Origin of the sequence: Corticimicrobacter populi, from assembly GCF_003123725.1 — a bacterium.
Taxonomy (GTDB): Bacteria; Pseudomonadota; Gammaproteobacteria; order Burkholderiales; family Burkholderiaceae_B; genus Corticimicrobacter; species Corticimicrobacter populi.
The window spans coordinates 236,784-262,950 of record NZ_QETA01000003.1; the positions used below are offsets into that span (position 1 = coordinate 236,784).

Annotated in this window: 22 protein-coding genes; 9 read left to right on the forward strand and 13 right to left on the reverse strand. The window is 61.7% G+C overall.

All coding sequences use genetic code 11. The features are described from left to right. Window positions 1-63 precede the first annotated feature (63 nt). Entirely contained in the window at window positions 64-531 is a 468-nt protein-coding gene (locus DD235_RS09105) for an Lrp/AsnC ligand binding domain-containing protein (protein ID WP_109061755.1), read from the forward strand. Window positions 532-586: 55 nt separating this feature from the next. Next, window positions 587-1,027 carry a GNAT family N-acetyltransferase gene (locus tag DD235_RS09110; protein WP_109061756.1) on the forward strand — a complete coding sequence of 147 codons (441 nt, stop codon included), beginning with the start codon at window positions 587-589 and terminating at the stop codon, window positions 1,025-1,027. 52 nt (window positions 1,028-1,079) lie between these two features. On the opposite strand, the gene DD235_RS09115 is transcribed toward DD235_RS09110, so the two are convergent. The 11 genes from DD235_RS09115 to DD235_RS09165 all read right to left on the reverse strand — a co-directional run bounded on the left by DD235_RS09115 (window position 1,080) and on the right by DD235_RS09165 (window position 13,550). After that, a complete protein-coding gene (locus tag DD235_RS09115; RefSeq protein WP_109061757.1) occupies window positions 1,080-2,405 on the reverse strand; it encodes an extracellular solute-binding protein in 1,326 nt (441 codons plus the stop codon). A 47-nt stretch (window positions 2,406-2,452) separates the two neighbouring features. After that, window positions 2,453-3,709 carry a D-amino acid dehydrogenase gene (locus tag DD235_RS09120; protein WP_109061758.1) on the reverse strand — a complete coding sequence of 419 codons (1,257 nt, stop codon included), beginning with the start codon at window positions 3,707-3,709 and terminating at the stop codon, window positions 2,453-2,455. A 38-nt stretch (window positions 3,710-3,747) separates the two neighbouring features. Further along, a complete protein-coding gene (locus tag DD235_RS09125) occupies window positions 3,748-4,794 on the reverse strand; it encodes a CDP-6-deoxy-delta-3,4-glucoseen reductase (RefSeq protein WP_109061954.1) in 1,047 nt (348 codons plus the stop codon). Between the two features lie 126 nt (window positions 4,795-4,920). Beyond that, window positions 4,921-5,814: an ectoine hydroxylase gene (thpD, locus tag DD235_RS09130; protein ID WP_109061759.1), complete on the reverse strand. Its 894-nt coding sequence runs from the start codon at window positions 5,812-5,814 to the stop codon at window positions 4,921-4,923. After that, window positions 5,811-6,212: an ectoine synthase gene (locus DD235_RS09135; RefSeq protein ID WP_109061760.1), complete on the reverse strand. Its 402-nt coding sequence runs from the start codon at window positions 6,210-6,212 to the stop codon at window positions 5,811-5,813. The genes thpD and DD235_RS09135 overlap by 4 nt, the downstream gene beginning before the upstream one ends. After that, window positions 6,209-7,516, reverse strand: coding sequence for a diaminobutyrate--2-oxoglutarate transaminase (gene ectB, locus DD235_RS09140; RefSeq protein WP_109061761.1), 1,308 nt, complete (start codon window positions 7,514-7,516; stop codon window positions 6,209-6,211). Before ectB ends, DD235_RS09135 begins: the two co-directional genes overlap by 4 nt. Before the next feature lie 36 nt (window positions 7,517-7,552). Then, window positions 7,553-8,038 (reverse strand): diaminobutyrate acetyltransferase, encoded by a 486-nt coding sequence (gene ectA / locus DD235_RS09145; protein WP_109061762.1) that lies wholly within the window; start codon window positions 8,036-8,038, stop codon window positions 7,553-7,555. Further along, window positions 8,035-8,583 carry a MarR family winged helix-turn-helix transcriptional regulator gene (locus DD235_RS09150; RefSeq protein WP_109061763.1) on the reverse strand — a complete coding sequence of 183 codons (549 nt, stop codon included), beginning with the start codon at window positions 8,581-8,583 and terminating at the stop codon, window positions 8,035-8,037. Before DD235_RS09150 ends, ectA begins: the two co-directional genes overlap by 4 nt. Window positions 8,584-8,626: 43 nt before the next feature. Then, window positions 8,627-9,202, reverse strand: coding sequence for a restriction endonuclease (locus DD235_RS09155; protein WP_109061764.1), 576 nt, complete (start codon window positions 9,200-9,202; stop codon window positions 8,627-8,629). After that, the gene (parC, locus tag DD235_RS09160; protein ID WP_109061765.1) at window positions 9,199-11,547 is read right to left on the reverse strand and encodes a DNA topoisomerase IV subunit A; all 2,349 of its coding nucleotides are present in this window, start codon (window positions 11,545-11,547) and stop codon (window positions 9,199-9,201) included. The genes DD235_RS09155 and parC overlap by 4 nt, the downstream gene beginning before the upstream one ends. 29 nt (window positions 11,548-11,576) lie before the next feature. Further along, the gene (locus DD235_RS09165) at window positions 11,577-13,550 is read right to left on the reverse strand and encodes a DNA topoisomerase IV subunit B (RefSeq protein ID WP_420810460.1); all 1,974 of its coding nucleotides are present in this window, start codon (window positions 13,548-13,550) and stop codon (window positions 11,577-11,579) included. Window positions 13,551-13,839: 289 nt separating this feature from the next. On the opposite strand from DD235_RS09165, the gene trxA reads away from it, so the two are divergent. Then, window positions 13,840-14,166, forward strand: a complete 327-nt coding sequence (gene trxA / locus DD235_RS09170; RefSeq protein WP_109061766.1) for a thioredoxin TrxA — start codon at window positions 13,840-13,842, stop codon at window positions 14,164-14,166. Window positions 14,167-14,252: 86 nt separating this feature from the next. Continuing rightward, window positions 14,253-15,512 carry a transcription termination factor Rho gene (rho, locus tag DD235_RS09175; RefSeq protein ID WP_109061767.1) on the forward strand — a complete coding sequence of 420 codons (1,260 nt, stop codon included), beginning with the start codon at window positions 14,253-14,255 and terminating at the stop codon, window positions 15,510-15,512. A 98-nt stretch (window positions 15,513-15,610) separates the two neighbouring features. On the opposite strand, the gene DD235_RS09180 is transcribed toward rho, so the two are convergent. After that, entirely contained in the window at window positions 15,611-16,534 is a 924-nt protein-coding gene (locus DD235_RS09180; RefSeq protein ID WP_109061768.1) for an HTH-type transcriptional regulator ArgP, read from the reverse strand. A gap of 70 nt (window positions 16,535-16,604) precedes the next feature. Here DD235_RS09180 and DD235_RS09185 point away from each other — a divergent pair, with 70 nt between their 5' ends. Further along, window positions 16,605-17,246, forward strand: coding sequence for a LysE/ArgO family amino acid transporter (locus DD235_RS09185; protein WP_109061956.1), 642 nt, complete (start codon window positions 16,605-16,607; stop codon window positions 17,244-17,246). Between the two features lie 66 nt (window positions 17,247-17,312). On the opposite strand, the gene DD235_RS09190 is transcribed toward DD235_RS09185, so the two are convergent. Continuing rightward, window positions 17,313-21,089, reverse strand: a complete 3,777-nt coding sequence (locus DD235_RS09190; protein ID WP_109061769.1) for a YhdP family protein — start codon at window positions 21,087-21,089, stop codon at window positions 17,313-17,315. Between DD235_RS09190 and DD235_RS09195 the strand changes: the two genes are divergently transcribed. The 4 genes from DD235_RS09195 to DD235_RS09210 all read left to right on the forward strand — a co-directional run bounded on the left by DD235_RS09195 (window position 21,076) and on the right by DD235_RS09210 (window position 26,162). After that, the gene (locus tag DD235_RS09195) at window positions 21,076-21,417 is read left to right on the forward strand and encodes a 5-carboxymethyl-2-hydroxymuconate Delta-isomerase (protein WP_109061957.1); all 342 of its coding nucleotides are present in this window, start codon (window positions 21,076-21,078) and stop codon (window positions 21,415-21,417) included. The genes DD235_RS09190 and DD235_RS09195 overlap by 14 nt on opposite strands. A gap of 6 nt (window positions 21,418-21,423) precedes the next feature. Further along, window positions 21,424-22,602: a sugar transporter gene (locus tag DD235_RS09200; protein WP_109061770.1), complete on the forward strand. Its 1,179-nt coding sequence runs from the start codon at window positions 21,424-21,426 to the stop codon at window positions 22,600-22,602. A 68-nt stretch (window positions 22,603-22,670) separates the two neighbouring features. Continuing rightward, complete coding sequence (glnE, locus tag DD235_RS09205; protein WP_109061771.1) at window positions 22,671-25,424, forward strand: bifunctional [glutamate--ammonia ligase]-adenylyl-L-tyrosine phosphorylase/[glutamate--ammonia-ligase] adenylyltransferase; 2,754 nt, start codon at window positions 22,671-22,673, stop codon at window positions 25,422-25,424. A 60-nt stretch (window positions 25,425-25,484) separates the two neighbouring features. Then, entirely contained in the window at window positions 25,485-26,162 is a 678-nt protein-coding gene (locus DD235_RS09210) for an epoxyqueuosine reductase QueH (protein WP_109061772.1), read from the forward strand. Window positions 26,163-26,167 lie beyond the last annotated feature (5 nt).

A 26,167-nucleotide genomic window follows, 5' to 3' on the forward strand; every position in this document is an offset into this window, starting at 1 on the left:
TTTTTGACTGGATACAGACAGTTCCACTACCATAATGCCACACTCATCCTGGATACAAGTGAAATGCGCCAACTCGATCGCACCGACCGCAAAATCCTCGATATCCTGCAGCGCCAGGGACGTATTTCCATCACCGAACTGGCCGACAAGGTCAATCTTTCAGCCACACCCTGTGCCGAACGGGTCAAGCGCCTGGAGCGGGAAAACGTGATCACCGGCTACCATGCCCGGGTCAATCCGCTTGCTCTGGAAAAATCCCTGCTGGTCTTCCTGGAGATCAAGCTTTCGGCCAAGTCCGGCAACGTCTTCGACAAGGTCCGCGAGGCACTGCGCGACGTGCCGGAAGTCATGGAGTGCCATCTGGTATCGGGAGACTTCGACTATCTGGTCAAGGCACGGCTGCACGCCATGAGCGACTACCGCCAGTTGCTGGGCGACATCCTCAAGCGCCTGCCCGCAGCGGCCGAATCCCGCAGCAGCATCGTGATGGAAGAAATCAAGGAAAGTACGTATCTGTCGACGGCGGATTGAATATGATGCAGCAAAGGCTGCCTAAACCATCCCCTATAGCAGGCAGGATCTCATCATGAAAGGCAACATCGGCGCAGTGCAGGAACACGATTTCGATACGCTCACAGGGCTATGGGAGGCCTCCGTCAGAGCAACCCATACCTTCCTCAAAGAAACTGACATCGTCTGGCTCCGCCCCCGCATCCGCAACCACTATCTCATTCATGTCGAACTACACGCCTTCAGGGACGAGCATCACGCGATTCTCGGTTTCGTAGGAGTTGCCAACGCGAAGATTGAAATGCTGTTCATCGCGCCACAGGCACAGGGCAAAGGCATCGGCAAGCAGTTGCTGCAATATGCGATCCATCACATGAAAGCTGTAGAGCTGGATGTCAATGAACAGAACCCTGATGCCGTGGGGTTTTATCAGCATCAGGGGTTTGAAATCGTGGGGCGATCACCTCTCGATGGACAGGGACAACCATTTCCGCTGTTGCATATGCGACTGAAATAAAAACCGCCGCAAACGCGGCGGTTCATCTGTCAACTCACGACAAACCCAGCACTCAACGGCGCTGCATCACCGAGTTGGCCTGCGAGGCAGCCTGGCTCAATGCCAGCGAGGGCGGCACGCCATCCTGCAACGCAGCGTTGAGTTCTCGATCCAGCAGCACCCGGGCCTGCGCATAGTGCGGCAGGCGGAAGCTGCGGCTGACCTGGGCACCACGCCCACTCAGACTGTTCACCACGCTTTGCGCACCCGGGATACGATCGTAGTACGACACATCGGAAGCCCGGAATGCAGCATCGGTCAGAGGCAAAAAGCCGGTTTGCTGATGCCAGCGGGCAGCGTTGACGGGCTTGGCCAGCCAGCCCAGGAAATCGACGACGGCGCGTTCCTGATCGCGACCATGACCGGCCACGGCCCAGAACGCCGAACCACTGACAAACGGAGCACCGGGCGTGCGGGTGGCCTGCGGATAATAAGGCAGCGGAGCCACGCCAAAGGACAGCCCTGGCGCAGCCAGGAAGGCACCGACAGCACCGGAACCGCTGGTCAGCACACCGCACTGACCACTGGCAAAAAGATCATCCGGCTGCTGATCGTTGGAATGCATCGTCAGCAGCATCGACTTGGTCCAGCTCGACATCAGGGCCAGATGGCGGGCGTACAACACATTGAACTGCAACGCAGGCACACCGTTGCCAAAGCCATTGTTGTTGGCCGAGTAGAGCTGATTGTTGACTGGCGCAAGATTCTCAAGGTGTACCGAAACTTGCTTGCTGGTGGCATATGGACACATCACGCCGCTGTCGCGCAGGGCCAGCAACTGGGCCTGCAATTCAGACCAGGTCCGGGCCGGGGCGTTGGGATCCAGGCCAGCCTTGACGAACAGATCACGGTTGTAGAACATGAGCGGCACTTCGGCCATCCAGGGAAAGGCCAGCAGGCGCCCCTGACGGTCACGGGTGAATCCGGCCGTTTGCGACAGGAACCAGTCGCTGTCAGGCAGAGGATTGCGCGACAACAGTGTATGCAACGGCAGGATGGCGCGATGCTGGGCAGTGACCTCGGGGGAATGTTCGTCATCGAGCTGGATCAGGTTAGGAGCCTGCTTGGCCGCCACCGCTGCCCCAGCCTCACCCTGCAATGCGGCCTGCGTCTCGAAGCCCTTGAGGCTGACGTGAACGTTATCCTGTTCCTTGTTGTACTGCTTGACCAGTTCTTCGAACTCGGCACGATTGGCATTGGAGAGCGAATGCCAGACCTGGATATCCACGGGCGCAGCCTGTACCACTGCGCAACTGAACAGCCCGGCACATGCCACGCTGATCTGCCGCCATAGACGAGCCGCATGCGGCAGACGATGGAATTTGGAATGATTATTCATGTATGACGCCTGAGAGACGTTGATGACGCAAGAACGGATAGCTGTACTCAGCCACCCAGGAAAGGAAATTCGGGCTCGGGCTGTCGGCCACTGACAAGATCCGCCAGTGCACGCCCCGATCCAACGCCCATGGTCCAGCCCAACGTACCGTGACCGGTATTCAGGTACAGATTGTTGATGCGCGTACGCCCGATGAGCGGGATATTGGACGGCGTGGACGGGCGCAGGCCGGTCCAGAAACTGACGTCGTCAAAATCAAGCGCCTGTGGAAAATACTCGCGGGCCAGTTGCTTCATGGACTCGCAGCGCGCCGTGTTGAGCGTGCGGCTATAGCCTGCCAGTTCGGCCGTACCTGCCATGCGCAAGCGATCACCCAACCGCGAATAGACGACCTTGTGAGCACTGTCTGTCAAGCTGACCGTGGGTGCCTGCTCCGGGTTGATGACACGGAAAGTCGCCGAATAGCCCTTGGTCGGATAGACCATGCAGGGCACACCCAGAGGACGCACCAAAGCTGGCGTATGGCTGCCCAATGCCGCCACGAAGGCATCTGCCTGCAGTGTGCGGTAGGCCCCTTCGGCGTCGATCAATTCCGCCCCTGCAATACGACCAGCTTCGGGCAGCAAACGCGTGACCTGCGTATCGTAAAGAAACTGCACGCCTGCCTGCTCGGCCTTGCGGGCCAGTGCCACGGTAAACAGATGCACGTCACCGCTCTCATCTTCGGCGGTATAGTCGCCACCAACGATACGGCTACGATTGGGGGCCAGCGCCGGCTCGATCGAGATGACCTCGTCAGCGGACACGATACGCCTGTCGACACCGAAATCGCGCATCACACTGGCGGATTTCTGCGAAGCATCGAATTCTTCGTGGGTGGTATAGAAATTGAGAATCCCGCGCTCCAGGTGATCGTATTCGATCCCCAGAGCCGACCGCATCTGCTGCAGCGTGCTGCGGCTGTACTCTGCCATTCTGACCATGGCACGGATGTTGCGATTGAGACGTCCAGGCAGACACTCGCGCATGAAAGCCAACCCCCATTGCCATTGCCGCCAGTCGAGCTGGGGACGGAACAACAGGGGCGCATCGTCGCGCAGCATCCACTTGAGCAGTTTGAGAGGTGCCTGTGGATTGGCCCAGGGCTCGGCATACGATACCGAGATCTGCGAGCCATTGGCAAAACTGGTTTCCTGAGCCGGACCATGGCTGCGATCCACGACCACTACGTCATGACCGGCCTGGCGGAGCCACCAGGCAGTCGATACGCCGATGATCCCACTACCCAATACTGCGACTTTCATGTGTGCGATTCCTCTCGAACAAGACGCGCTGGCAAAGTTTAACCTGCCTGCACGGCGGTGTCTGCCAAGGAGGTAAAAGCGTCTGCATAAAATGCGTCGGACGGCAACCCACATTGGGCCACGAAATCGCGGCGAGCTGCGTCCACCATGGCCGGCGCACCACAGGCATAGACCTCGCTGCCGGACAGGTCGGGCATATCCTGCATGATCGCCTGATGCACGAAGCCCGTACGCCCCTGCCAGCCGTCTTCGGGCTGCGCATTGGAGACCACCGGCACATAGCGAAAGCCCGGCAGGACCTGCTCCCATTCACGCGCCAGTGCATCCTGATACAGGTCGGACGGACGTCGTCCGCCCCAGTACAGGACAACCGGGCGCGAAATGCCGACATGGATCATATGCTCTACCATGGCCTTGACCGGCGCAAATCCGGTGCCGCTGGCCAGCAGCACGACGGGGCGCTGGCTTTCCTCGCGCAGGTGAAACGATCCGAAAGGTCCTTCCAGGCGCAGGATCTCGCGATCCTTCATCTGGGTCGCCCCGGCACCGAACACATGGTCCGTAAACAGCCCCCCCGGCATGTGCCGGATATGCAGTTCGAGCGGGCCATCCACATGCGGCGCACGCGCCATCGAATAGCTGCGGCGGCTGCCATCACGCAAGATCACGTCGACGTACTGGCCCGCATGGAAGCGGAACGGATCGCCGGCCGGTAGCTGCAGCGTCAGGCGCATGACATCGGCGGCCAGCGGCTCCCGCTGGATCACCCGTACCGGCAATTTGCGGATCTGGATATCTGTCGCCAGCCTGACCTCGCTCACCTCGATCTGCATGTCGGACAGCGGCTTGGCCTGGCAGAACAGGGTGTAGCCAGCCCCCAGTTCATCGACCGTCAGCGTCTGTGCAGGCGCAGGACCGGCATCGTACTCGCCGGCCAGCACGCGCCCTTTGCAGCTCGAACAGCCGCCGGTACGACAGCCATAGGGAATCACCAGACCGGCAGCCAGAGCTCCATCGAGAACCGTCTGGCCTGCGGCAACGGCAAAGACATGCCCGGAAGGCTGCACTGCTACTTGAAAACTCATATATCTCACATGACCCAGCACAATATTGCGGGCATTATAAATCCGTCCCGGCAGCTGCGCCGGAACGGACACACGGCCGCATTCCCCTGCCTGGACAGGACATGCTACCGTGTCGCCAAGCCTGACTTACAGTGGCTCGAACGTCTCGCGCGTAGCCACGTGCTCGGGACGTGGTGCCAACCCATAGCGAGGTGTGGCCAGCCGGTTCTCGACACTGTTATAGACCGTGAAGAGGTTGGCACGCGGCCAGGGAGACAGGTTGCCGGCCGAAGCATGCATGGTATTGCAATCGAAGAACACCACCGTGCCCGGCCGGCCGGTGACGGCCCTGATGCCCCCCTGCTCCGCCAGCAGTTGCAGGCTGATCGGATCCGGCACGCCGTATTCCTGACGCCGCAGTGAATCCTTGTAATGCGCATCGGGGGTCCGTCCCACGCATGACACGAATTGCCGGTGCGAGCCTGGAATCAGCATCAGCGGACCATTGCAGGCCGTATTTTCGGTCAGCAGAATGGAGCAACTGACAGCACGCATGGCCGGCATGCCGTCTTCGATGTGCCAGGTCTCGAAGTCCGAATGCCAGTAGAACTCCTTGCCCTTGAAGCCTGGCTTGAGATTGGCGCGCGACTGGTGGATATAGACTTCGGACCCCAGCAATTGCCGGGCGATATCGGTCACACGCGGATCGCGCATGACCCTGGCCAGCATCGGACTGAGGGCATGCACACGGAAAATCGACCGCACGGCATCGCTACCTTTCTCGCGAATGGCTTCTTCGCGTGCCCGGATGTCCGGCGCATGCATCAGGCGTTCGATTTCGGCCAGCCAGCCATCCACCTCCCGGCTTTCGAACAGGCCATCCAGCACCAGGAAACCGTCCTGCTCGTAGGCCTGCAATTGCGCCTCGGCCAGTACATCGACATAATGCCCGTCACCGTGGACGACCGGCTCCTGGCGCATGACAATGGCCGAATCGCGTTCGGTCCGGGAGGCGTAGGGGTCGGTGGCAGCAAGTATCATGATGATGCCTCCTCCGTCAGCAACGGGTAGACCCCCTGCGCATCGTGCGTTTCACGCCCTGTCAGCGGCGGATTGAAAACGCAGATGACGCGCAGCGGCTGCTTCCCCCCGCGCAGCCAATGTTCGTCATGCTGGTCAAGTGCATAGACCACGCCCGGCCCCAGCGCATACTTGCGGCCATCGGCAATGGTTTCGATCTCGCCATCGCCTTCTATGCACCAGACCGCCTCGAGGTGGTTCTGATAGTGGATGTGCGTTTCGGTACCCGGGAATATGGTGGTCTCGTGAAACGAGAAGCCCATGCCGTCCTTGCCCAGCAGCACGCGCTTGCTGACCCAGTTGTCGGCCCGGATTTCGTCGGCTGTGCCGGTAATGTCATCGATATGCTTGACGATCATCGCTTGCCTCCCGCGAACTTGAGCACCTTTCCGGATACCTGCTGTTCGGCCAGCGCCTCAGCCACACTGCGCTCGATGATCTCAAGCCCGCGAGTCAGCAGTTCGGACTCGATGGTAAGGGCAGGCAGCAGCTTGAGCACCTCGTCTTCGGCTCCGGAGGTTTCGATCACCACGCCATGGCTGAATGCCTTGGCGGCAATACGGTTGGCCAGTCCCGGCTGGCTCTGGCAGACCAGCCCCTGAATCAGCCCGCGACCGCGTGCCACCAGCCCTGCCTCGGGATAGCTGTGCACGACATTTTCCAGCCAGTCACGTACATGGCGCTCCTTGACCTGGATTTCTGCCGTGAACAGATCGTCTGCCCAATATTGGCGCAGTGCCTCGGTCGCCGTGACGAATGCCAGATTGTTGCCCCGGAACGTGCCGCTGTGCGCACCGGGCTTCCAGACATCGAGTTCCGGCTTGAAGAGCACCAGCGACATCGGCAGGCCAAACCCCGACAGCGACTTGGACAGGGTAATAATGTCGGGCCGGATCCCGGCTGCCTCGAAGCTGAAAAAACTGCCGGTCCGACCGCAACCGACCTGGATATCGTCGATGATGAGCAGCATGTCATGACGTCGGCAGACCCGCTCCAGTTCCTTGAGCCAGCGCAGTGTCGCCACATTGATGCCGCCCTCGCCCTGTACGGTCTCGACGATCACGGCAGCCGGATGATCCAGCCCGCTGGAGGGATCTTCCAGCATGCGTTCCAGATAGCTGATGGTATCGACATCAGGGCCGAAATAGCCGTCATAGGGCATGAACACGGTATTGTCGAGCGCGACACCGGCAGCCCGCCGGAACTTGGCATTGGCCGTTGCCGCCAGCGAACCGGCGCTGACGCCATGGAAGCCGTGTGTGAAGGACACGATGCCAGGACGGCCCTTGACCTGTCGAGCCAGCTTGAGCGCCGCCTCGACCGCATTGGTGCCGGTGGGTCCGGTGAACTGCAGGGTATAGCGCCAGTTGCGTGGCTTGAGCAGTACCCTGTCTACCGTTTCAAGGAAATGCTTCTTGGCGCTGGTTGCCATGTCCAGCCCGTGCACCACCCCGTCCGAAGCGAGGTATTCAAGAAGTTTTTCCTTGAAAATGGGATTATTGTGTCCATAGTTCAGGGTTCCCGCGCCACTGAAAAAATCGATGTATTCATTTTTTTCTTCATCGATCAGCAGGGAACCCCGCGCCTGACTGAAAATGACTGGAAAGGACCGGATGTAGCCTCTGACCTCCGACTCCATCCGGTCGAATATTTTCAAGTCCATGATTTCCTCCTTGCGTCTATCTGGAACTGGTACGCATCAGAACGGGCCGATGCGCAATAAGCACTCCTCTTCATGAAAGTCACCGCCGAAGTCGGCGGCACGGAACAACACCTGTTCGGTCAACGCAGCACCCTGTGCTGCGGCCAGTTTTTCAAACATGCGACGTGACGCCCGATTGTCGGGCGACACGGTGGTTTCCAGCGCCTGCACCCGCAATCCGGGACGCGCCAGGAGATGCAGCAGCATTTGCCCACCCAAGCCCGTGCCACGCGTGCGCTCATGCACTGCAACCTGCCAGATGAACAGCGTATCGGGCCGGTCGGGCGGCAGATAGGCCGAAATGAAACCGGCCAGGCCCTGCGCATCCTCTGCCACCACGCAGGTCGCAGCAAAATGCTCGCACAGCAGCAGATAGGCGTAGGTCGAATTGAGATCCAGCGGCGGACAATCAGCCACCAGGCGATGGATAGCCGCGCCATCGGCGCGCCTGGGAGAACGGAGAATCGGGCCGTCCCCCGTCATACCACCAATCCGGACTCGGGTGCCGTCCCATCGGTCGGCACCTCGAGAATGGGAGAGCCGGCGGCATGGCCGGCATCACCACTGGCCACAGACTCGGGATCCATCAGGTCGACGATCCGCTCCAGCGACAGCGTAATCGTGGCCTGCTCCAGTTCCGGCAGTGCATTGAGCGCATCGGCCAGCTTTTTCTGCAAGGGCGACGGTGCCTCTGCCGCCAGCGTGCGGCCAGCCTCTGTCACGCTGACAAAGACGATGCGGCGATCTTCGCGACCACGTTCACGCCGGACCAGCCCCTTGTCTTCAAGGCGGTCAAGGATGCCAACCACCGTGCTGGGACTGACATGGATTTCCTTGCTGATGGCCGTGGCCGTGAGCGGATGCTCGGCCGCAACCAGCGCACGCAGGCAGACCAGTTGCGGTGCCGTGATATGGCTGCAGGCCGACAACTGGCGCGAATACAGCGCCACTGACCGCGTGATGCGGCGCAAGGCTCGCAGGATGCGGACGTCATAGTTTTGCAGGGGCATACCAGTGGTGTCGGGCATGGCGGCAGGTTTCGATTGAGGTGGCTGCATAATTAATTTCAGCTCAAATGATATTTGCACTAAAAATTCGTGTCAACCCTATCTCATCGATCAGCCTGATGTTCTGCCTGGCGGCATAGGCTGCGGCACTCTCGCTGGGTTGGCCCAGGGCGATATACCAGCGTTCGTTGGCCTCAAGCTGTTCGCCTGCCTGCAACAGGCGGGTCAGCGGTTCGAGGCCGGTATGCGCCGATTTCCAGCGCCGGGCAGACACGGCGATACGTCGGTTTTCAATCCGCAGCAACCAGTCTGCGCCTTCCTGGCGCGAAACCTCCACCTGATAGCCGGCCGCGCGCCAGGACTGTTCAAGACGCGCCGCAAAGGCTTTCCAGTTCATGGCAGCCACTTCGCCACGCACGGCCTCAAGCTGTGCCGGACGGGGCGCACGCATCTGCTTCCAGCCGGCAATTGCGGCAATCACGACGAACGGAAAGGCACCGATGGCCCCCACGGGGGCATATTCCGGCGGCAGCACGGCAAAGGCGACGCCCACGAAGGCCAGTGCCACACAGGCACTGATCCACCAGGGGTTGCGCAGCAGGATCGCAAACAGCGAATTCTTGGCCATCTTCAGTTTCATGCCACACCTCCCTGGCCTGCCTCGGCCTCATCCGGCCACAGGGCCGCCAGCTCCGGCTGCTTGGGCCGCACCTCCAGTAGCCGACCCTTGCGTGCCCGCTTGCCGATATAGGGCTCCAGCGCTTCGCCCGCCAGGACATCCTCGGTAGCCCGGTTGCGATACAGACCGCTGGCACGCAGGCCAGCCTCGCCGATGGCGATGAGACGACCGAGCTTCTCGCCGGCATCCAGTCCCATCAGAATGGTGCCGCGCCCACCACCGGCCAGCACCTTGATCTCGTCCAGCGCTACCACCAGCAGGCGATTTTTTGCCGAGACCAGTGCCAGATGCGTGGCATCGGCAGGCACCGGGGCCGGACGCATCAGCTTCTCACCCTTCTCGAGGTTGAAAAACTGCTTGCCGGCCTTCATGCGTCCACTCATGTCGCCCAGCCGCGCCAGAAACCCCAGCCCCTGCTCGACAGCCAGCAGCCAGCGCGATGCCGGATCACCGGCAAACATATGCAGGATGCGCGAGCCTGCTTCGACATCTGCCAGTGTGGTGATCGGTGCCCCGTCACCTCGCGCGGAAGGCAGCGCCGATACCGGCACCGAATAGGCCCGGCCATTGTCCCCCAGAGCAATCAGCGTATCCGTAGTACGACACTCGAAGGCACCATACAGCGCATCCCCCGCCTTGAAACCGAATTGCGCGGCGTCGTGGCCATGCCCGTGACGCGCACGCAGCCAGCCTTTCTGGGACACGATCACGGTCACCGGCTCGTCCACCACCTTGACCTCGACCACGGCACGCTCGGCCACTTCGATCAGGGTCCGCCGCTCGTCGCCAAACTGCTTGGCATCGGCTTCTATCTCCTTGATCATCAGGCGTCGCATGGCTGCCGGGCTGTCGAGCAATTCGCGCAGTTTCTGCGCTTCGTCGCGACGCTCGGACAACTCCTGCTCGATCTTGATGCCTTCCAGCCGTGCCAACTGGCGCAGCCGCATTTCGAGAATATCCTCGGCCTGCCGCTCGCTCAGGTTGAAACGCTGCATCAGTGCCGCCTTCGGTTCGTCGGACTCCCGAATGGTGGCAATCACCTCATCGACATTGAGGTAAACCACCATGCGCCCTTCCAGCACATGAATACGGTCGGTGACCTTGTCCAGTCGATACTGTGAACGCCGCGTCACGGTCTGGTTGCGGAATGCCAGCCATTCCTGGAGGATATCGCGCAGGCTTTTCTGGCAAGGCCGGCCATCGTTGCCGACCATCACAAGGTTGATCGGCGCACTCGATTCCATGCTGGTCTGGGCCAGCAGTACATTAACGAACTCGTCACGGTCGATACGCGAACTCTTGGGTTCGAACACCAGTCGCACGGCCGCATCCTTGCCCGACTCATCGCGTACCGTATCAAGCAGCGACAGCAACTTGGCCTTGGTCTGCTGCTGATCCTGACTCAGGCTTTTCTTGCCGGCCTTGATCTTGGGATTGGTGAGTTCCTCGATTTCTTCCAGCACCTTCTGGCAGGAAGCACCCGGCGGCAGCTCCTGCACCACCAGTTGCCACTGGCCACGTGCCAGTTCCTCGAAAGTCCAACGGGCCCGCACCTTGAGGGAGCCGCGCCCGGTACGGTAGATGTGGGCAATGTCTTCAGGTGATGTGATGATTTGCCCACCACCGGCAAAATCCGGGCCCGGCACCAGTGCCTGCAATGCAGCATCGTCCAGGTCCGGCGTCTTGAGCAGGGCCACGCAGGCCGTAGCCACTTCACGCAGGTTGTGCGGCGGCACCTCGGTCGCCATGCCGACGGCGATCCCCGAGGCTCCGTTGAGCAGCACCATGGGCAGGCGTGCCGGCAATTGCACCGGCTCTTTCTGGCTGCCATCGTAGTTGGGCGTGAAATCGACCGTACCCTCGCCCAGTTCATCCAGCAACAAGCGGGCGACCGGCGTCAGGCGCGCCTCGGTGTAGCGCATGGCAGCCGCGTTATCACCATCGCGCGAGCCGAAATTGCCCTGACCGTCGATCAGTGGATAACGCAGCACGAAATCCTGCGCCATGCGCACCAGTGCGTCATAGGCGGCCTGGTCACCGTGTGGATGGTATTTGCCCAGAACGTCGCCGACCACGCGGGCCGACTTGACGGGCTTGCTGCCTGCCGACAGGCCCATCAGTTCCATCGCGTACAGAATGCGCCGTTGTACGGGCTTCTGGCCGTCTCCCACATCGGGCAGGGCACGGCCCTTGACCACCGACACGGCGTAATCGAGATAGGCGCGCTCGGCGTAGTGGCCCAGCGTAATGCGGTCGTCCGGCCCGGAAGCCGGCTCGAACAGCTCGGGTTGCAAGGTATCAGTCATGCATGCGTCTCTTGTGTGTCTTGGTGGGGTCAGATATCGACTTCGGCCAGGTTGCCCTTGCTTTCGAGCCAGGCACGGCGCGAGGCCGACTCGCCCTTGCCCATCAGCATGGTGAACATGCCATGGGTCTGGCTGCGGTCGAGCGCGCCGTAGCCAACCGGCTGCAGGCGGCGCGTATCGGGATTCATGGTGGTTTCCCAGAGCTGCTCGGCGCTCATTTCACCCAGCCCCTTGAAGCGGCTGATGCTCCAACTGCCATCGCGCACGTTTTCTTTGCGCAGCTTATCTTCGACAATCTGCAACTCACGCGCGTCCAGACAGTACAGCTTGCGCGACGGACGCTTGCCCTGGGCTGGCACGTCCACGCGAAACAGCGGCGGGCGGGCAATGTGGATATGGCCGAGTTCGACCAGTCGCGGGAAATGCCGGCAAAACAGCGTCAGCAGCAACACCTGGATATGCGAGCCATCGACGTCGGCATCGGACAGGATGCAGATCTTGCCGTAGCGCAGGCCGCTCAGGTCTGGCGTATCGTCGGGACCATGCGGATCAACGCCGACGGCCACCGAGATATCGTGAATCTCGTTATTGGCGAACAGCCGATCACGGTCGACCTCCCAGGCGTTGAGCACCTTGCCGCGCAACGGCAATACCGCCTGGAAATTCTTGTCGCGGCCCATCTTGGCCGAACCGCCGGCCGAGTCGCCTTCGACCAGAAAAATCTCGGTACGGGACGGATCGCTGGACTCACAATCGGTCAGCTTGCCGGGCAGCACAGCCACCCCCGAACTCTTGCGTTTTTCAACCTTCTGGCTGGAGCGGGTACGCGCCTGAGCCTGCCGGATCGCCAGTTCGGCCAGCTTTTTGCCGTACTCGACATTGCTGTGCAGCCAGAGATCCAGTGCCGAGCGCACGAACCCGCCCACCAGCCGCACTGCGTCACGGCTGGTCAGGCGCTCCTTGATCTGCCCCTGGAACTGCGGGTCCAGCACCTTGGCCGACAACACGAAACTGGCACGAGCGAATACATCCTCGGGCAGCAGCTTGACCCCTTTGGGCAACAGACTGTGCAGCTCGACGAATCCCTTGACCGCGCCGAACAGCCCTTCGCGCAAGCCTGCTTCGTGCGTGCCACCTGCCGGTGTGGGGATCAGGTTGACATAGGATTCGCGAACGGCCGCCCCCTCTTCCGACCAGGCCACGACCCATTGCGCGCCTTCGCCCTGGGCGAACTGCTCGTCGTGCTTGCCGGCAAATTGAGCCCCCTCGAACAGTGGGATCAGCAGATCGGTACCGGCCAGGGCTTCTTCAAGATAGCCGCGCAGGCCATTTTCGTAGTGCCAGCGATGGGTTTCGCCGGTTTTTTCGACATTCAGCGAGACCTTGACGCCGGGCAGCAGCACGGCCTTGCTGCGCAGCAGGTGGATCAGTTCGCCCAGCGGGATATTGGGGCTGTCGAAATAACGCGGATCGGGGCGAGCCACCACGCGGGTACCGGATTTCTTGCGCTTGGCACCCTCGACCGGTGCCAGCGGCTGTATCACTTCGCCACCGGCAAAGGCCATGCAATGCACACCGCCATCGCGCCATACCGTCACATCCAGCCGGGTCGACAACGCATTGGTCACGGAGACGCCCACGCCATGCAGCCCGCCCGAAAAGGCATAGGCCCCCTCGCCGGCATGCTTGTCGAACTTGCCGCCGGCATGCAGGCGGGTGAACACCAGTTCGACCACTGGCGCGCCTTCTTCGGGATGCAACCCGACCGGAATGCCGCGCCCATCGTCCTCGACCGCGACCGCGCCATCAGCCTGCAGCGTGACCTGGATATGCTTGCCATGACCGGCCAGCGCCTCGTCGGCAGCGTTGTCGATGATTTCCTGGATGATATGCAGCGGATTCTCGGTGCGGGTATACATGCCGGGACGCTGCCGCACAGGCTCCAGCCCCTTGAGCACCTGGATCGACTCTTCGGTATAGCGCGATGGACTCGTCAAACTGATCCCCAAAACTGTGGACGGAAACGCCCTATTTTAAGGACAGTTGCCGAGGCAACGCGGCATGATGGCAAAAATGCGCAACGAACCGGCTGAATTTTGTGGCACAATGCAGTTCGTACAGCCGATTCTGATTGCCGTACGGGCTCCGTACACCGCATGCGATGCGGTACATTTTCGGACACACATTCCTTGCTCCAGACGCCGCCAGACAGGCGGGCCCGACAGGGCAGGCGCATTTTCCGCCTGCTGCTCATGGGGCAGCATACGTATCTGACTCAACAAACAGAACATTATGAGCACATTGATCAAACACGTCAGCGATGCCAGCTTCGAGGCAGACGTCCTGCAGGCCCAGGGTCCCGTCCTGGTCGATTTCTGGGCTGCCTGGTGTGGCCCCTGCAAGATGATCGCCCCGATCCTCGACGAAGTGTCCGAGGAGTACAAGGATCGCCTGACCATCGCCAAGCTCAACGTCGACGAAAACCCCGAGGCTCCCGTCAAATACGGCGTGCGCGGCATCCCGACGCTGCTGCTGTTCAAGAACGGCGAACTGGCCGCCACCAAGGTCGGTGCGCTGTCCAAGTCGCAGCTCAAGGCGTTCCTCGACGGCGCCCTGTAAGGCTCACGACCACTGTCTGCGCAGGCCCGCTCGCGGCCTGCCGACACTTTCCCGCACAGATCACTCTCTCTTTTCTCTCTTCTCTCATGCACCTCAATGAATTGAAGGCGCTGCACGTTTCGCAGTTGCTGGAAATGGCCGCAGGCCTGGAAATCGAAAACGCCAACCGCCTGCGCAAGCAGGAACTGATGTTCGCCATCATGCGTCGCCGCGCCAAGCAAGGCGAGCAGATCTTCGGCGACGGCGTGCTCGAAGTCCTGCCCGATGGCTTCGGCTTCCTGCGCTCGCCCGAAACCTCCTATCTGGCCAGCACCGACGACATCTACATCTCGCCGTCGCAGATCCGCCGCTTCAACCTGCATACCGGCGACTCGATCGAAGGCGAAGTCCGCACGCCCAAGGATGGCGAGCGCTATTTCGCCCTGGTCAAGGTGGACAAGGTCAACGGCGCGGCCCCCGAGGCCATCAAGCACCGGATCATGTTCGAGAACCTGACGCCGCTGCATCCCAACCGCCCGATGCGGCTGGAGCGCGACATCAAGAGCGAGGAAAACTTCACCGGTCGCATCCTCGACATCTTCGCACCGCTGGGCCACGGCCAGCGTGCCCTGATCGTCGCCAGCCCCAAGTCGGGCAAAACGGTCATGATGCAACACATCGCGCATGCCATCAGCACCAACAATCCGGATGCCTACCTGATCGTGCTGCTGGTCGATGAGCGTCCCGAGGAAGTCACGGAAATGCAGCGCACGGTGCGCGGCGAAGTGGTGGCATCGACCTTCGACGAACCGGCCACCCGCCACGTGCAAGTCGCCGAAATGGTGATCGAGAAGGCCAAGCGCCTGGTCGAACTCAAGAAAGACGTGGTCATCCTGCTGGATTCGATCACCCGCCTGGCACGCGCCTACAACACCGTGGTACCGGCCTCCGGCAAGGTGCTGACCGGCGGCGTGGATGCCAACGCCCTGCAGCGTCCCAAGCGCTTTTTCGGCGCAGCGCGCAATATCGAGGAAGGCGGCTCGCTGACCATCATCGGTACAGCCCTGATCGAAACCGGCAGCCGCATGGACGAAGTGATCTACGAAGAATTCAAGGGCACCGGCAACTCCGAAGTCCACCTTGAGCGTCGCCTGGCCGAGAAGCGTGTCTACCCGGCCATCAACCTCAACAAGTCCGGTACCCGTCGCGAAGAACTGCTGATTGCACCGGACCTGCTGCAAAAGGTTTGGGTACTGCGCAAGTTCATCCACGACATGGACGAAATCGAGGCCATGGAATTCATCATGGACAAGATGCGCTCGACCAAGACCAATGCCGAATTCTTCGACATGATGAAGAAGAAATAAGACTGCCTTCTGCTGCATGCATGCCCTGCATGCGCCCATGCAGCGTAGTCTCAGCCGGGGGGCAATTCAGCCCCCGGCCCCCTCCTCCTTGCTCCCCTTCATTCTGCTTCGGCCACCCGGCCTGATTCGTGCAGCCATTCGCGCGCAGCACGCATCACGCACCGCGTCAGCCGCTCGAGACTGATCTGTGCCGTGCGTGGATATGCCCAGTACAGCGGCACATGCAACGGCATGTCCGGTGCCATCTGCACCAGGGTCCCTTCCGCCAGTTGTCGTCCTATCAGCACGGTCGGATGCATCCCCCAGCCCATGCCCGCCTCGCATGCGCGCTCGTAGCCCGACACCGTAGGGATGAAATGCCGTGGCGGCTGACGCCGCGAGGCCAATCCGTAATGCGCCAGCCAGCCATCCTGCAGGCGATCCTTGCGACTGAATACGAGCACCGGCGCCCGCGACATGGCTTCCTGGGTCACACCGTCAGCGCAATAACGCGCCATATAGGCCGGGCTGGCCGCCGCCACATATCGCATCTCACCCAGCGGCATGACGTTGCAGCCGGCAATGCTGCCACTGCTGGCCGTCACGGCAGCCAGTACCTCGCCTTCGCGCAGGCGCTGCGCAGTATGGTTTTCATCATCGATGCTGATGTCCAGCAGTTCGTTGCCTGCGCCACTGAATGCTTCCATGGCCGTCATGAACCACGTCGCCAGCGAATCTGCATTGACCGCCAGCTTGAGCGACGGTGCGGGAGCTTCCGTATCCGGCATGAGTGCGGGGTTGCTGCGACGCAATTCGTTTTCCAGCAGAGCCACCTGCTCCAGGTGCAGGCAGAGGCGTCTGCCTGCCTCGGTTCCCGCGCATGGCTTGCCCCGCTGTACCAGCACCTGCCCTGTGGCCTCTTCCAGTTGCTTGACACGCTGCGACACGGCAGAAGGGGTGATGTGCAGCCGGCGAGCGGCATGCTCGAAACTTCCCTCCCTCACGACAGCGGCAAGGGCTTCCAGTCCGTGGTAGTCCAACATTCAGATTTTCTTAATATTACTTAGGATAATTAATTTTACTTAAATATCGACAATATCCATAATGCCGGCCATGTGGACCTCTGCCCTTTCCCTTTCCTCTACCTGGCTGGCCGGCTTTACGGTCTGCTTTACCCTCATCGCCACACTGGGCGCACAGAACCTGTATGTGCTGCGCCAGGTGGTCAAAGGCAGCCATGTGCGTGCCTGTGTACTGTGGTGTGTGGTGAGCGATATCCTGCTCATCGGCCTGGGCGTAGCCGGCATGGCAAAGTTGTTGAGCCACGCCCCTGAACTGACCTGGTACATGGCCGTAGGCGGTGCCAGCTTCCTGGTGGCATATGGCCTGTTTGCCTGGCGACGGGCGCTCTATGGCGGTGATGCCGCGCTGGTCACAGCCGGCCGCAGCGAACACAGTCTGCTGCGTGTACTGGGCACCCTGGCTGCCCTGACCCTGCTCAACCCGCACGTCTATCTCGATACAGTCATCCTGATCGGCTCGATCGGTGCCCGCCAGGAAGGCGGCTTGAAATGGATCTTCGTGACGGGTGCGGCCAGCGCCAGTCTGGTCTGGTTCCTGCTGCTGGCACTGGCAGGGAAGCGGCTGCAGGGGGTATTTGCACATCCCCGGGCGTGGCGACTGCTGGATGCCGTCACCGGTGGCATCATGCTGCTGCTGGCCTGGTGGATATGGCGTGACATGATCGCGGGCTGAAACACGCCGCACAAGGCGCGTGCCCAACGCATAAGACTTTCCATGAAGAAGCCAGGAGCAGCGTGACTACTTGGCCTCTTCGATACGAGGATCATCCCAACTGCCATCCACACGATATTCCGTGGTCATGGCCCGTGCCAGAGGATCCTTGAAGAGCCACTGTGTCAGCAAGGCACCGATGCCGACCACTGGATTGACCGCCAGTGCCGTCGCCACTGCCGCACCACTGACGTCCAGCACCGGAGCCACCACGGCCTGCAGGTCCCATTGCTGTTCGACCAGATTGGCGCTGCCGGCCAGCAGAATCGTCGCGGCCGGCCCGGCCACGCGCAGGTCATCGGTCAATCCCAGGCCATTGGCGAACGTGATCTGTCCCTTGATCGTATCCCACGGAAATCCGGACTGCAGCACCCCCAGCGAGGGGGGTTCGCCCTTGCCCAGGCGGGTGATCGACTGGACCGACAGCAGCGCCAGCAAACGGGCGCTGCGGGAATTGACGCCGATGAAACGCCCTTGTTCCAGGGCAATCGACAGCTTGCCGTCGATTTTGTCGAGATCGTAGTGCCAGGGCAAGTCACGCCACTGCAACCGCCCTTCGATCACACCCTTGCCACTGCCGACCAGATCCGGCCAGCCCATGTGGTCCAGCCAGCCGCCCAGGTCACTGGTCGCCAGCTTGAGATCCACGGTCAAACCACGTGCGTCCTCACCATCGGCATCCTGTGCCAGATGCCAGACACCGCTGGCATCCAGGCTGCCGGATTCGTTCCAGACACGCAATTCATCGAGTTGCCACACAGCCCGCCGCTGCAGACTACGTCCCTTGAGCCGCAGCGCCCCCAGTTCGCGCCCCCACAGCGCGAAGGACTCTACCTGCAGATCGATCCCTGGCAGATCCGAAAACTCGGTGCTCAGGCTCTCCTTGTCGTCATCTTCCATGGGCTCCAGCGACAACCGCTGCAAGCGCGCCACTACCTCACCCGAGACGGCACCGGCAGATTCCTTCCAGTGGGCCGTACCGGTCATCTGGCGCGAGGAGATCTGAGCCTCCCAGACCCCTTGCTGCGGCATGCGGGCACTGGCCTGGACATCCTGCAGGTTCAGGCCGCTGAGATGCATGCTGGGCGTCTCGACGCTCACCGCATCCAGCACGGGCCACAGCGATTGCCGAGGCGATCCTTTCACTGGTGGCAGCGTGGTTTCGTCCAGCCATTGCTCCCAGGCATCCACATCCACATGGGCAGCCTTGACGGCCAGTGCCAGGCCACTGGCCGGCAGATCGGCCGGACGCGCAAAGCTGATGATGCCGCGCCGGAAATAGGTCGGCCCCGGTGTGCGCACATTGCGCTCCAGAACCAGGCGAAGATCGTCACCTGCCTGCACGGTCAGCCAGCGCAGATCCGGATTGGCCGTTGCCGCTTTCTGGGCAGGGGCATTCGGTGTAGACCAGCGCACCTCCAGCGGCCATGCTTCCTGTGCCGTCTTCGCAAGCGGTGCGGGCATGTCGGCTTCCAGTCCCTGCAGACTGCTTGACAATGACAGCGTCCAGTCATCACCACGCTGCAGGATACGGCCCTGCCAATCGAACCCGCCTTTCAACCGCTTGAGCGCGGGCATGGGCATGAAATCGCGCAGGCCCGCAGCGCTTGCCTGCCCCTCGAACAGAAGTCCGGGATCGCGAGGCCCAAGCTTGCCGCTGATTTTTACAGGCCCGCCCAGCGTCTGGCCAGCCACCTGTTCCATGGCAATGCCCGTTTCGGTAAACAGCACGCGTCCCGAGAGTGCCGTCATCTCGGGCGTATCATCCATATAGCGGAAGCTGCCCCCTTGCGGATCGATTTCACCCTTGACCGTGGTGTCGACCGAATGCAGCAACGGCATTTCGAAAGCCAGTCCCAGCTTCCAGCGCCCCGCACCCACCGCTTCCGAGAGCGCTTCGCCCGTCATGTGATTGAGCGGGGAGCTGCGTACCAGTGCCAGATAGGTCGCAGCGGCCCCTTCAGTCTGGCCATCGAGCAGCAGCGTAGCGTGATGCTCCATGTTCGGAATACGGGCCGAGACTGGCCCCAGGACAATATCATCGCCAGCCAGTGGCATGCGCCCGGCTTCCACCTGCAACGACAGGGCCGCACGCGCCAGACCGAATGTCCCGCGCAGATCGTGCAACGCCGGCCAGCGGGCACCGTCCTGAGGTTCCGGCATGTAGTCGATTACGGCATCCTGGAACTGCCCTTTCAAATTGAAATCGCCGGCATCGGCACGCTCCTGAAAGGGAAAATAGGCCAAGTCACCACTCACATCGAAATCAGCTTCGCGAATCTCGCCCTGCAACAGCCCCTGCCGCAGCCACAGTCTGGCATCGGCATTGACGGTCAGCGGCAGATAACGGTGAATGGCCGGCATCGATGCGCGCAGGATACGCCCCTGCAGAGCGGCCATGCCTGCCTCGCCCCAGCCGGAACGCCAGTTGCCGCGCAGGGTAATGTGCGCATCAGCGTTCTGCAACGCCGCCTCTTCGACCGTCAGAGTCCAGTCTTGGCCGGTGCGTTGCAACGCCAGCGCTGCCTGGGCATGATTGAGGTGCAAATCAGGATGCTCGAAAACGTCGGGCAGATGCAGGTCTGCCTGGCTGGCTCGCACCCTGGCCTGCCAGTCATATCCAGACAGGCGGGCCTCGATGGCCTGCATCAAGGTCAGCCCATCCTTGCGGCTCTGTTCGACGGTGTCTTGCTGCGTCCCCTGGCGACCATCCAGTTCGAACTGCAGCAAGCCTGCCGCAAAACGGTCGGACGCCACCTCCCCGGCCAGGTTCTGAAGCGCAGCCCCCAGTGTCAGGCGCGTTGGCAGACTGCCGTCGAAATCCAGCCAGACCTGCGCCTGCCCGCGACCCTGGCTCACCGGCAGTGTCAGCCAGGGCTGCCATTCGGCCAGATCCGTCTCGTTCAGACTCGCGTAGAGCGTCCCTTTCCAGCTATCCGGATCATGTTCGTTGAATGCAAACAGCCTGCGCGTAAAGTCGCCCCGGATATCCAGCAGGCTTCCCATGCCCTGCGGCGGTTGTGCACGCAAGGCAAAACGGTGTCTCAAACCCCGGTTGTAGACCTGAAAGGTCGCCTGCGATACACGCAGGGCAGGCAGCTTGCCCTGTTCATCAGTCCATTCGATGCTGGCCTGCTCAATCACCATGGCACGCTGTGCCAGCAACCATTGCAAACCCGCAGGCAGGCCCGAATGCCCCGTATCCTGACGGTCAGCTTCCAGCGTGAAACCAGCCACCCTCAGACGCCCATCCGCCAGGCGTCGGATCTGGATATCCGGCCGCTCGATACGCAGGCTCAACAGGCGTGGCGACAGCGCCAGAACGCTGCGCCAGGCGAAAACGGCATCAGCCTGCGGGATGTCCAGCATCGTGGCGTTATCTGCCCCGGCAATCCGGACACCGCTCAAGGACAATTGAGGATGCAGCCCCCGCCAGTCGGCCTCGATCTTCTCGATGGTCAGCGGCACACCCAGTACCCGACTGCTCATCTGCTCGATTTGCGGCTTCCAGCGTCCGATATCGGGCAGGACCCAATAGCGCAGCACCAGGATAGCCACGGCCAGAGCCAGGTAAACGGCAAGCACGGCCACGAGCAGCCAGCGAAGGGATTTAAGCAGGATCGGCACAAAAAAACGGGCAGAATGGAAACGATTCCGAGGTGTCTCCTTATACCCTGAAAACATCGCCAGGCCCGGAAAATTCACACAAATTTCCATATGCGAACAACCGTATGCGACTGCGCCATGCTGGGATATGATGTTTTCCTTTGCCCTCCCTCTCACGCATACCATGCCCCACTGCATTATTCATTACGCCCGTCCGCTTGCAAGCCGGGTTCCCCCTGAGCAACTTGTCCAGACTGTCTACGCAAGCGCCCTGGCCTCCGGCCTCTTCCAGGGACAGGACATCAAGACGCGGGCTTTGGCCTTCGAGGATTACCAGACAGGCGAGCAACAGCAGGATTTCATTCATGTGGAAGTCCGCCTGTTGTCCGGTCGCACCCTGGAACAACGCACGGCCCTGTCCCGCCATGTCATGGATGCCTTGCTGGCACTTGGTCAGCAGGATATTTCGCTGACCGTCCAGATCAGCGAGATGGAACGCAATAGCTACTCAAAGCATGTGAGCTGACACAGCATGCCCGCTCTGCCTGATCGTATGCGCGTATGGCTGCCAGTCATCGTGCTGGCCTTTGCCGCCTTCATTTTCAACACCACCGAGTTCGTCCCGGTGGCCCTGCTGACCGATATCGCCACCAGTTTCGACATGCCGGTGGCCCAGGTCGGCTGGATGCTGACGATCTATGCCTGGGTCGTGGCCCTGGCCTCCCTGCCGTTCATGCTGCTGACCGGCAAGATGGAACGCAGAAAACTGCTGGTCGGCATTTTCCTTCTGTTCATTGCCAGCCATATCGTCTCCGGCATCGCCAACAGCTTTGCCATGCTGGTCGCCAGCCGCATCGGCATTGCGCTGGCACACGCCGTATTCTGGTCGATCACAGCCTCGCTGGCGGTGCGGCTGGCTCCTGAGGGCAAGCGCACTCAGGCCCTGAGCATCCTGGCGACCGGTACCGTGCTGGCCATGGTGCTGGGCATCCCGCTCGGACGGATGCTGGGTGAGGCACTGGGCTGGCGCATGACCTTCCTGGGCATCGCGGTGCTGGCCCTGATCGTCCTGATCGCACTGGTACGGCTGCTGCCCATCCTGCCAAGCCTGCGGGCCGGCACACTGCAGAGCCTGCCCGAACTGATGCGACGCCCGGCACTGATGAGTCTCTATCTGCTGACTGCCGTCGTAGTCACTGCGCACTTCACGGCCTACAGCTATATCGAACCGTTTGCCCAGCGTGTCGCCGCCCTCGACAGCCAGACCACCACGCTGCTGCTGTTGCTGTTCGGCGGTGCCGGCATCATCGGCAGCGTCCTGTTCGGCCGCTACAGCAGCAGGCATCCGGCCGTGTTCACCCAGGTATCCGTCGCCCTGCTGGCCACCTGCCTGCTGCTGCTCTACCCGCTGGCACACCATCCTCTGCAATTGCTGGCGCTGTGCGCGATCTGGGGCATGGTCATCCTCTGCGTCACCCTGAGCATGCAGGTCAAGGTACTGGCACTGGCACCGGACGCCACCGACGTGGCCATGTCGATTTTTTCCGGCATTTTCAACGTCGGCATCGGTGCGGGTGCCCTGCTGGGTGGCCAGGTCAGCCAGCACAGCGGGCTGGCCGATATCGGCATTGCCGGCGGCATACTGGCATTGGCCGCACTGCTGTGGTGCGCGATGATGTTCCGCCGCTACGGAGCACAGTTGAAAGCATAGCCACGGCTGCCACCCATCTGCCGAAACTGCTACAGTCAGCGAACATCCTTTTCCTTTCATAGCGCCTCATGAGCAGCCTGCCCGCCGAACTCACTCCCGCCCTCGCCTGGTCCGGGTACTTCAATCGTCGCCTGCAGGCGCGTCCGGAACTGGCGGACTGGCTGACCGCGCATCTGCATGTACCCATCGATGGGGCATGCCTGGCAGACTGGTACGACACCCTGCGCCAGCAGCAGCCACATGAAAACGCCGCCGTCTGGCTGCGGCGATTGCGTGAGCAGACTTTCCTAGCCATCATGGCACGCGACCTGGGAGGACAGGCCTCTCTCGAGGAAGTCACCGGTGCCATGACGGCACTGGCGGATCTTGCCGTGAATGCCGCCTACCGGCAGGTGGTCGAGGAAATGCGACCGACCCACGGCATGCCACGCGCGCCGGGCAGCAACCTGCCCCAGGAAATGATGATCGTCGGCATGGGCAAGCTGGGCGGCTGCGAGCTGAATGTTTCGTCCGACATCGACCTGATCATGCTCTACGACGAGGAAGGCGAAACGGACGGACCTCGCCGCATCAGCCATCATGAATATTATGGTCGGCTGACGCGGCGCATGATGCCCATTCTCTCCGAAAACACGGCATGGGGCCATGTGTTCCGGACCGACCTGCGACTGCGGCCGGATGGCGATTCGGGGCCACTGGCCTGGAGCCTGGGCGCGCTCGAGCGCTATCTCGTCACCCAGGGCCGTGAATGGGAGCGCTATGCCTGGCTCAAGGCCCGGCTGATGCCCTGCAAGGCGTTTGACGACAGTCAGCCCCAGGTACAGGAGCAACAGCTCGAAAGCCTGCGTCGCCCCTTCGTGTATCGCAAATACTTCGATTTCGATGCCCTGTCGGCATTGCGCGACCTGCGCGAGCGCATCCGCCAGGACTGGCAACTGCGTGCCCTGCGCCGCAGCGGTCTGGAAACCGGCGACAACGTCAAGCTGGGTGCCGGCGGCATCCGGGAGATCGAATTCATCGCCCAGCTTTTCCAACTGGTGCGCGGCGGACGCATGCCCACCTTGCAGACCCGCAACCTGCTGCAGTCGCTGCACGCCGAACGCGAGGCCGGCCTGTTGCAGCACGACACGGCGGATGCGCTGGAACAGGCCTACCGCTTTCTGCGACGCACCGAACATGCCCTGCAATATCGCGAAGACGAACAGACCCACCTGCTGCCGGCCGAAGCCGCCCAGCGGGCACGCCTGGCCGAGGCGCTGGGCCTGTCGCACGATGACTTCGAACACACACTGCGACAGCATCGCACGGTGGTCGAAACCGCCTTTCGCGATGTCTTCAGGCTGGCCGGCATGGAATCCGGCGAGCCGGCACCTTGCCTGAGCCTGCCGGCACACAGCAGCCTGCCTGCTGACAAGGCACGTACCGACAACGACCTGGCCAGCCTGATACAGACGCATTTTCCTGACCAGGCAGAAGCCGTCATCGAGCGCACCGAAGCGCTGCTGGGCAGTTCCCGCATCCGCCGTCTGCCGGAAACCAGCCGCCGCCGCCTGGAAGCCCTGCTGCCGGAGCTGGTCCAGGCAGCCGCCCAGACCGATGCCCCCTGGGAGGCGCTCACACGTCTGTTCGACCTGGTAGAACACATCGCCCAGCGCAGCGTATACCTGGCCCTGATGACCGAATATCCGGGTACGCTGGTACGCATTGCCCGCCTGATGTCGGCCAGCCCCTGGGCCGCCAAGAGCCTGATGCAATACCCCCTGCTGCTCGACGGCCTGCTCGACTGGCACTCCCTGATGGCACCGATCGACATGACGCAGGTTGGCCAGCAACTGCGGGCCGGACTCGATGCCTGCCGGCTGCCTGACGGACAGCCGGATGTCGAGCACCAGATGGACCTGCTGCGCGACAGCAAGCACCAGATCAGCTTCCAGTTGCTGGCCCAGGACCTGGAAGGCCTGCTCAGCGTCGAGGCACTGGCCGACCAGCTTTCGGCGCTGGCCGACATGCTGCTGGAGGAAATCCTCTATCGCAACTGGCCCTACCCCGAAGCCCCCCATTTCGCCGTGATCGCCTATGGCCGCCTGGGCGGCAAGGAATTGGGCTACGCCTCCGACCTGGACCTGGTCTTTCTCTACGACGACGCGCATGAACTGGCCGGCCAGCGCTACGCCAAGCTCGGCCAGCGCCTCAGCCTGTGGCTCTCGACCATGACCCCTTCCGGCCGGCTCTACGAAATCGACCTGCGCCTGCGTCCCGACGGCAATGCCGGCCTGCTGGCGCTGCCGCTGGACGCCTTTGAGCAGTATCAGCGCAACCATGCCTGGGTCTGGGAACACCAGGCACTCAGCCGGGCACGCTTCGCAGCCGGCGACGCCGACGTGGGAGCCCGCTTCGAGCAGATCCGACGCGAGATCCTGCTGCTGCCGCGCGATCCCGCCAGTCTGGCCGACGAAATCCGCGCCATGCGGGTCAAGATCGACGAAGGCCATCCCAATCGCAGCGAACTGTTCGACCTCAAGCACGACAGCGGTGGCATGGTCGATATCGAATTCATCGTGCAATACCTCGTCCTGCTGCACAGCCGGATACATCCCGAACTGCTGGATAACCTGGGCAACATTACGCTCCTGCGGCTGGCAGGCGAAGCCGGCCTGATCCCGCTCGAACTGGCACAGCGTGTGGCCGATGCCTACCGGGCCTATCGTGCCATGCAGCACCGGATGCGCCTGCAGGGTGCCGAGAAGGCGCGCATCGACCCGGGCCGCTTCGATACGGAACGACAACAGGTCAGGACGCTCTGGCAACATGTGCTGGGCTGAGAATGCGATAATGGAAGATTGTCCATCAGCCCAGGCCGGCCCGTTGCGCCGGACAGAGCCATGACCGATTTCAAACGTACCAAACTCGAACTGCCCGAAGGCCGCAGCAAAGTGCTGATGCACTCCTGTTGCGCGCCCTGTTCCGGCGAAGTCATGGAAGCCATGACGGCCTCGGGTATCGACTACAGCATTTTCTTCTACAACCCCAACATCCATCCGGTGCGCGAATACGAAATCCGCAAGGAAGAAAACATCCGGTTCGCGCAGAAGCACAACATCCCCTTCATCGATGCCGACTACGACATGGACAACTGGTTCGACCGTGTCAAGGGCCTCGAAGACGCCCCCGAGCGTGGCGAACGCTGCACCGTCTGCTTCGACATGCGTTTCGAGCGTGCTGCGCTCTATGCACACGAGCATGGATTCGACACGCTGACCAGTGCTCTCGGCATCTCGCGCTGGAAAGACATGAACCAGATCAACGACTGCGGCGAACGTGCCGCTGCCCGCTACTCCGATCTGGTCTACTGGGCCTACAACTGGCGCAAGGGCGGCGGTTCGCAGCGCATGATCCAGATCAGCAAGCGCGAAGAGTTCTACCAGCAGGAATACTGCGGCTGCGTGTACTCACTGCGCGACACCAACCGCTGGCGTCGCGAGCATGGCCGCGAGCGCATCAAGATCGGCGTCAAGTACTACGGGCAAGAAGAAACGCTGGGCGAAGACACGCCGCGATAGACTGT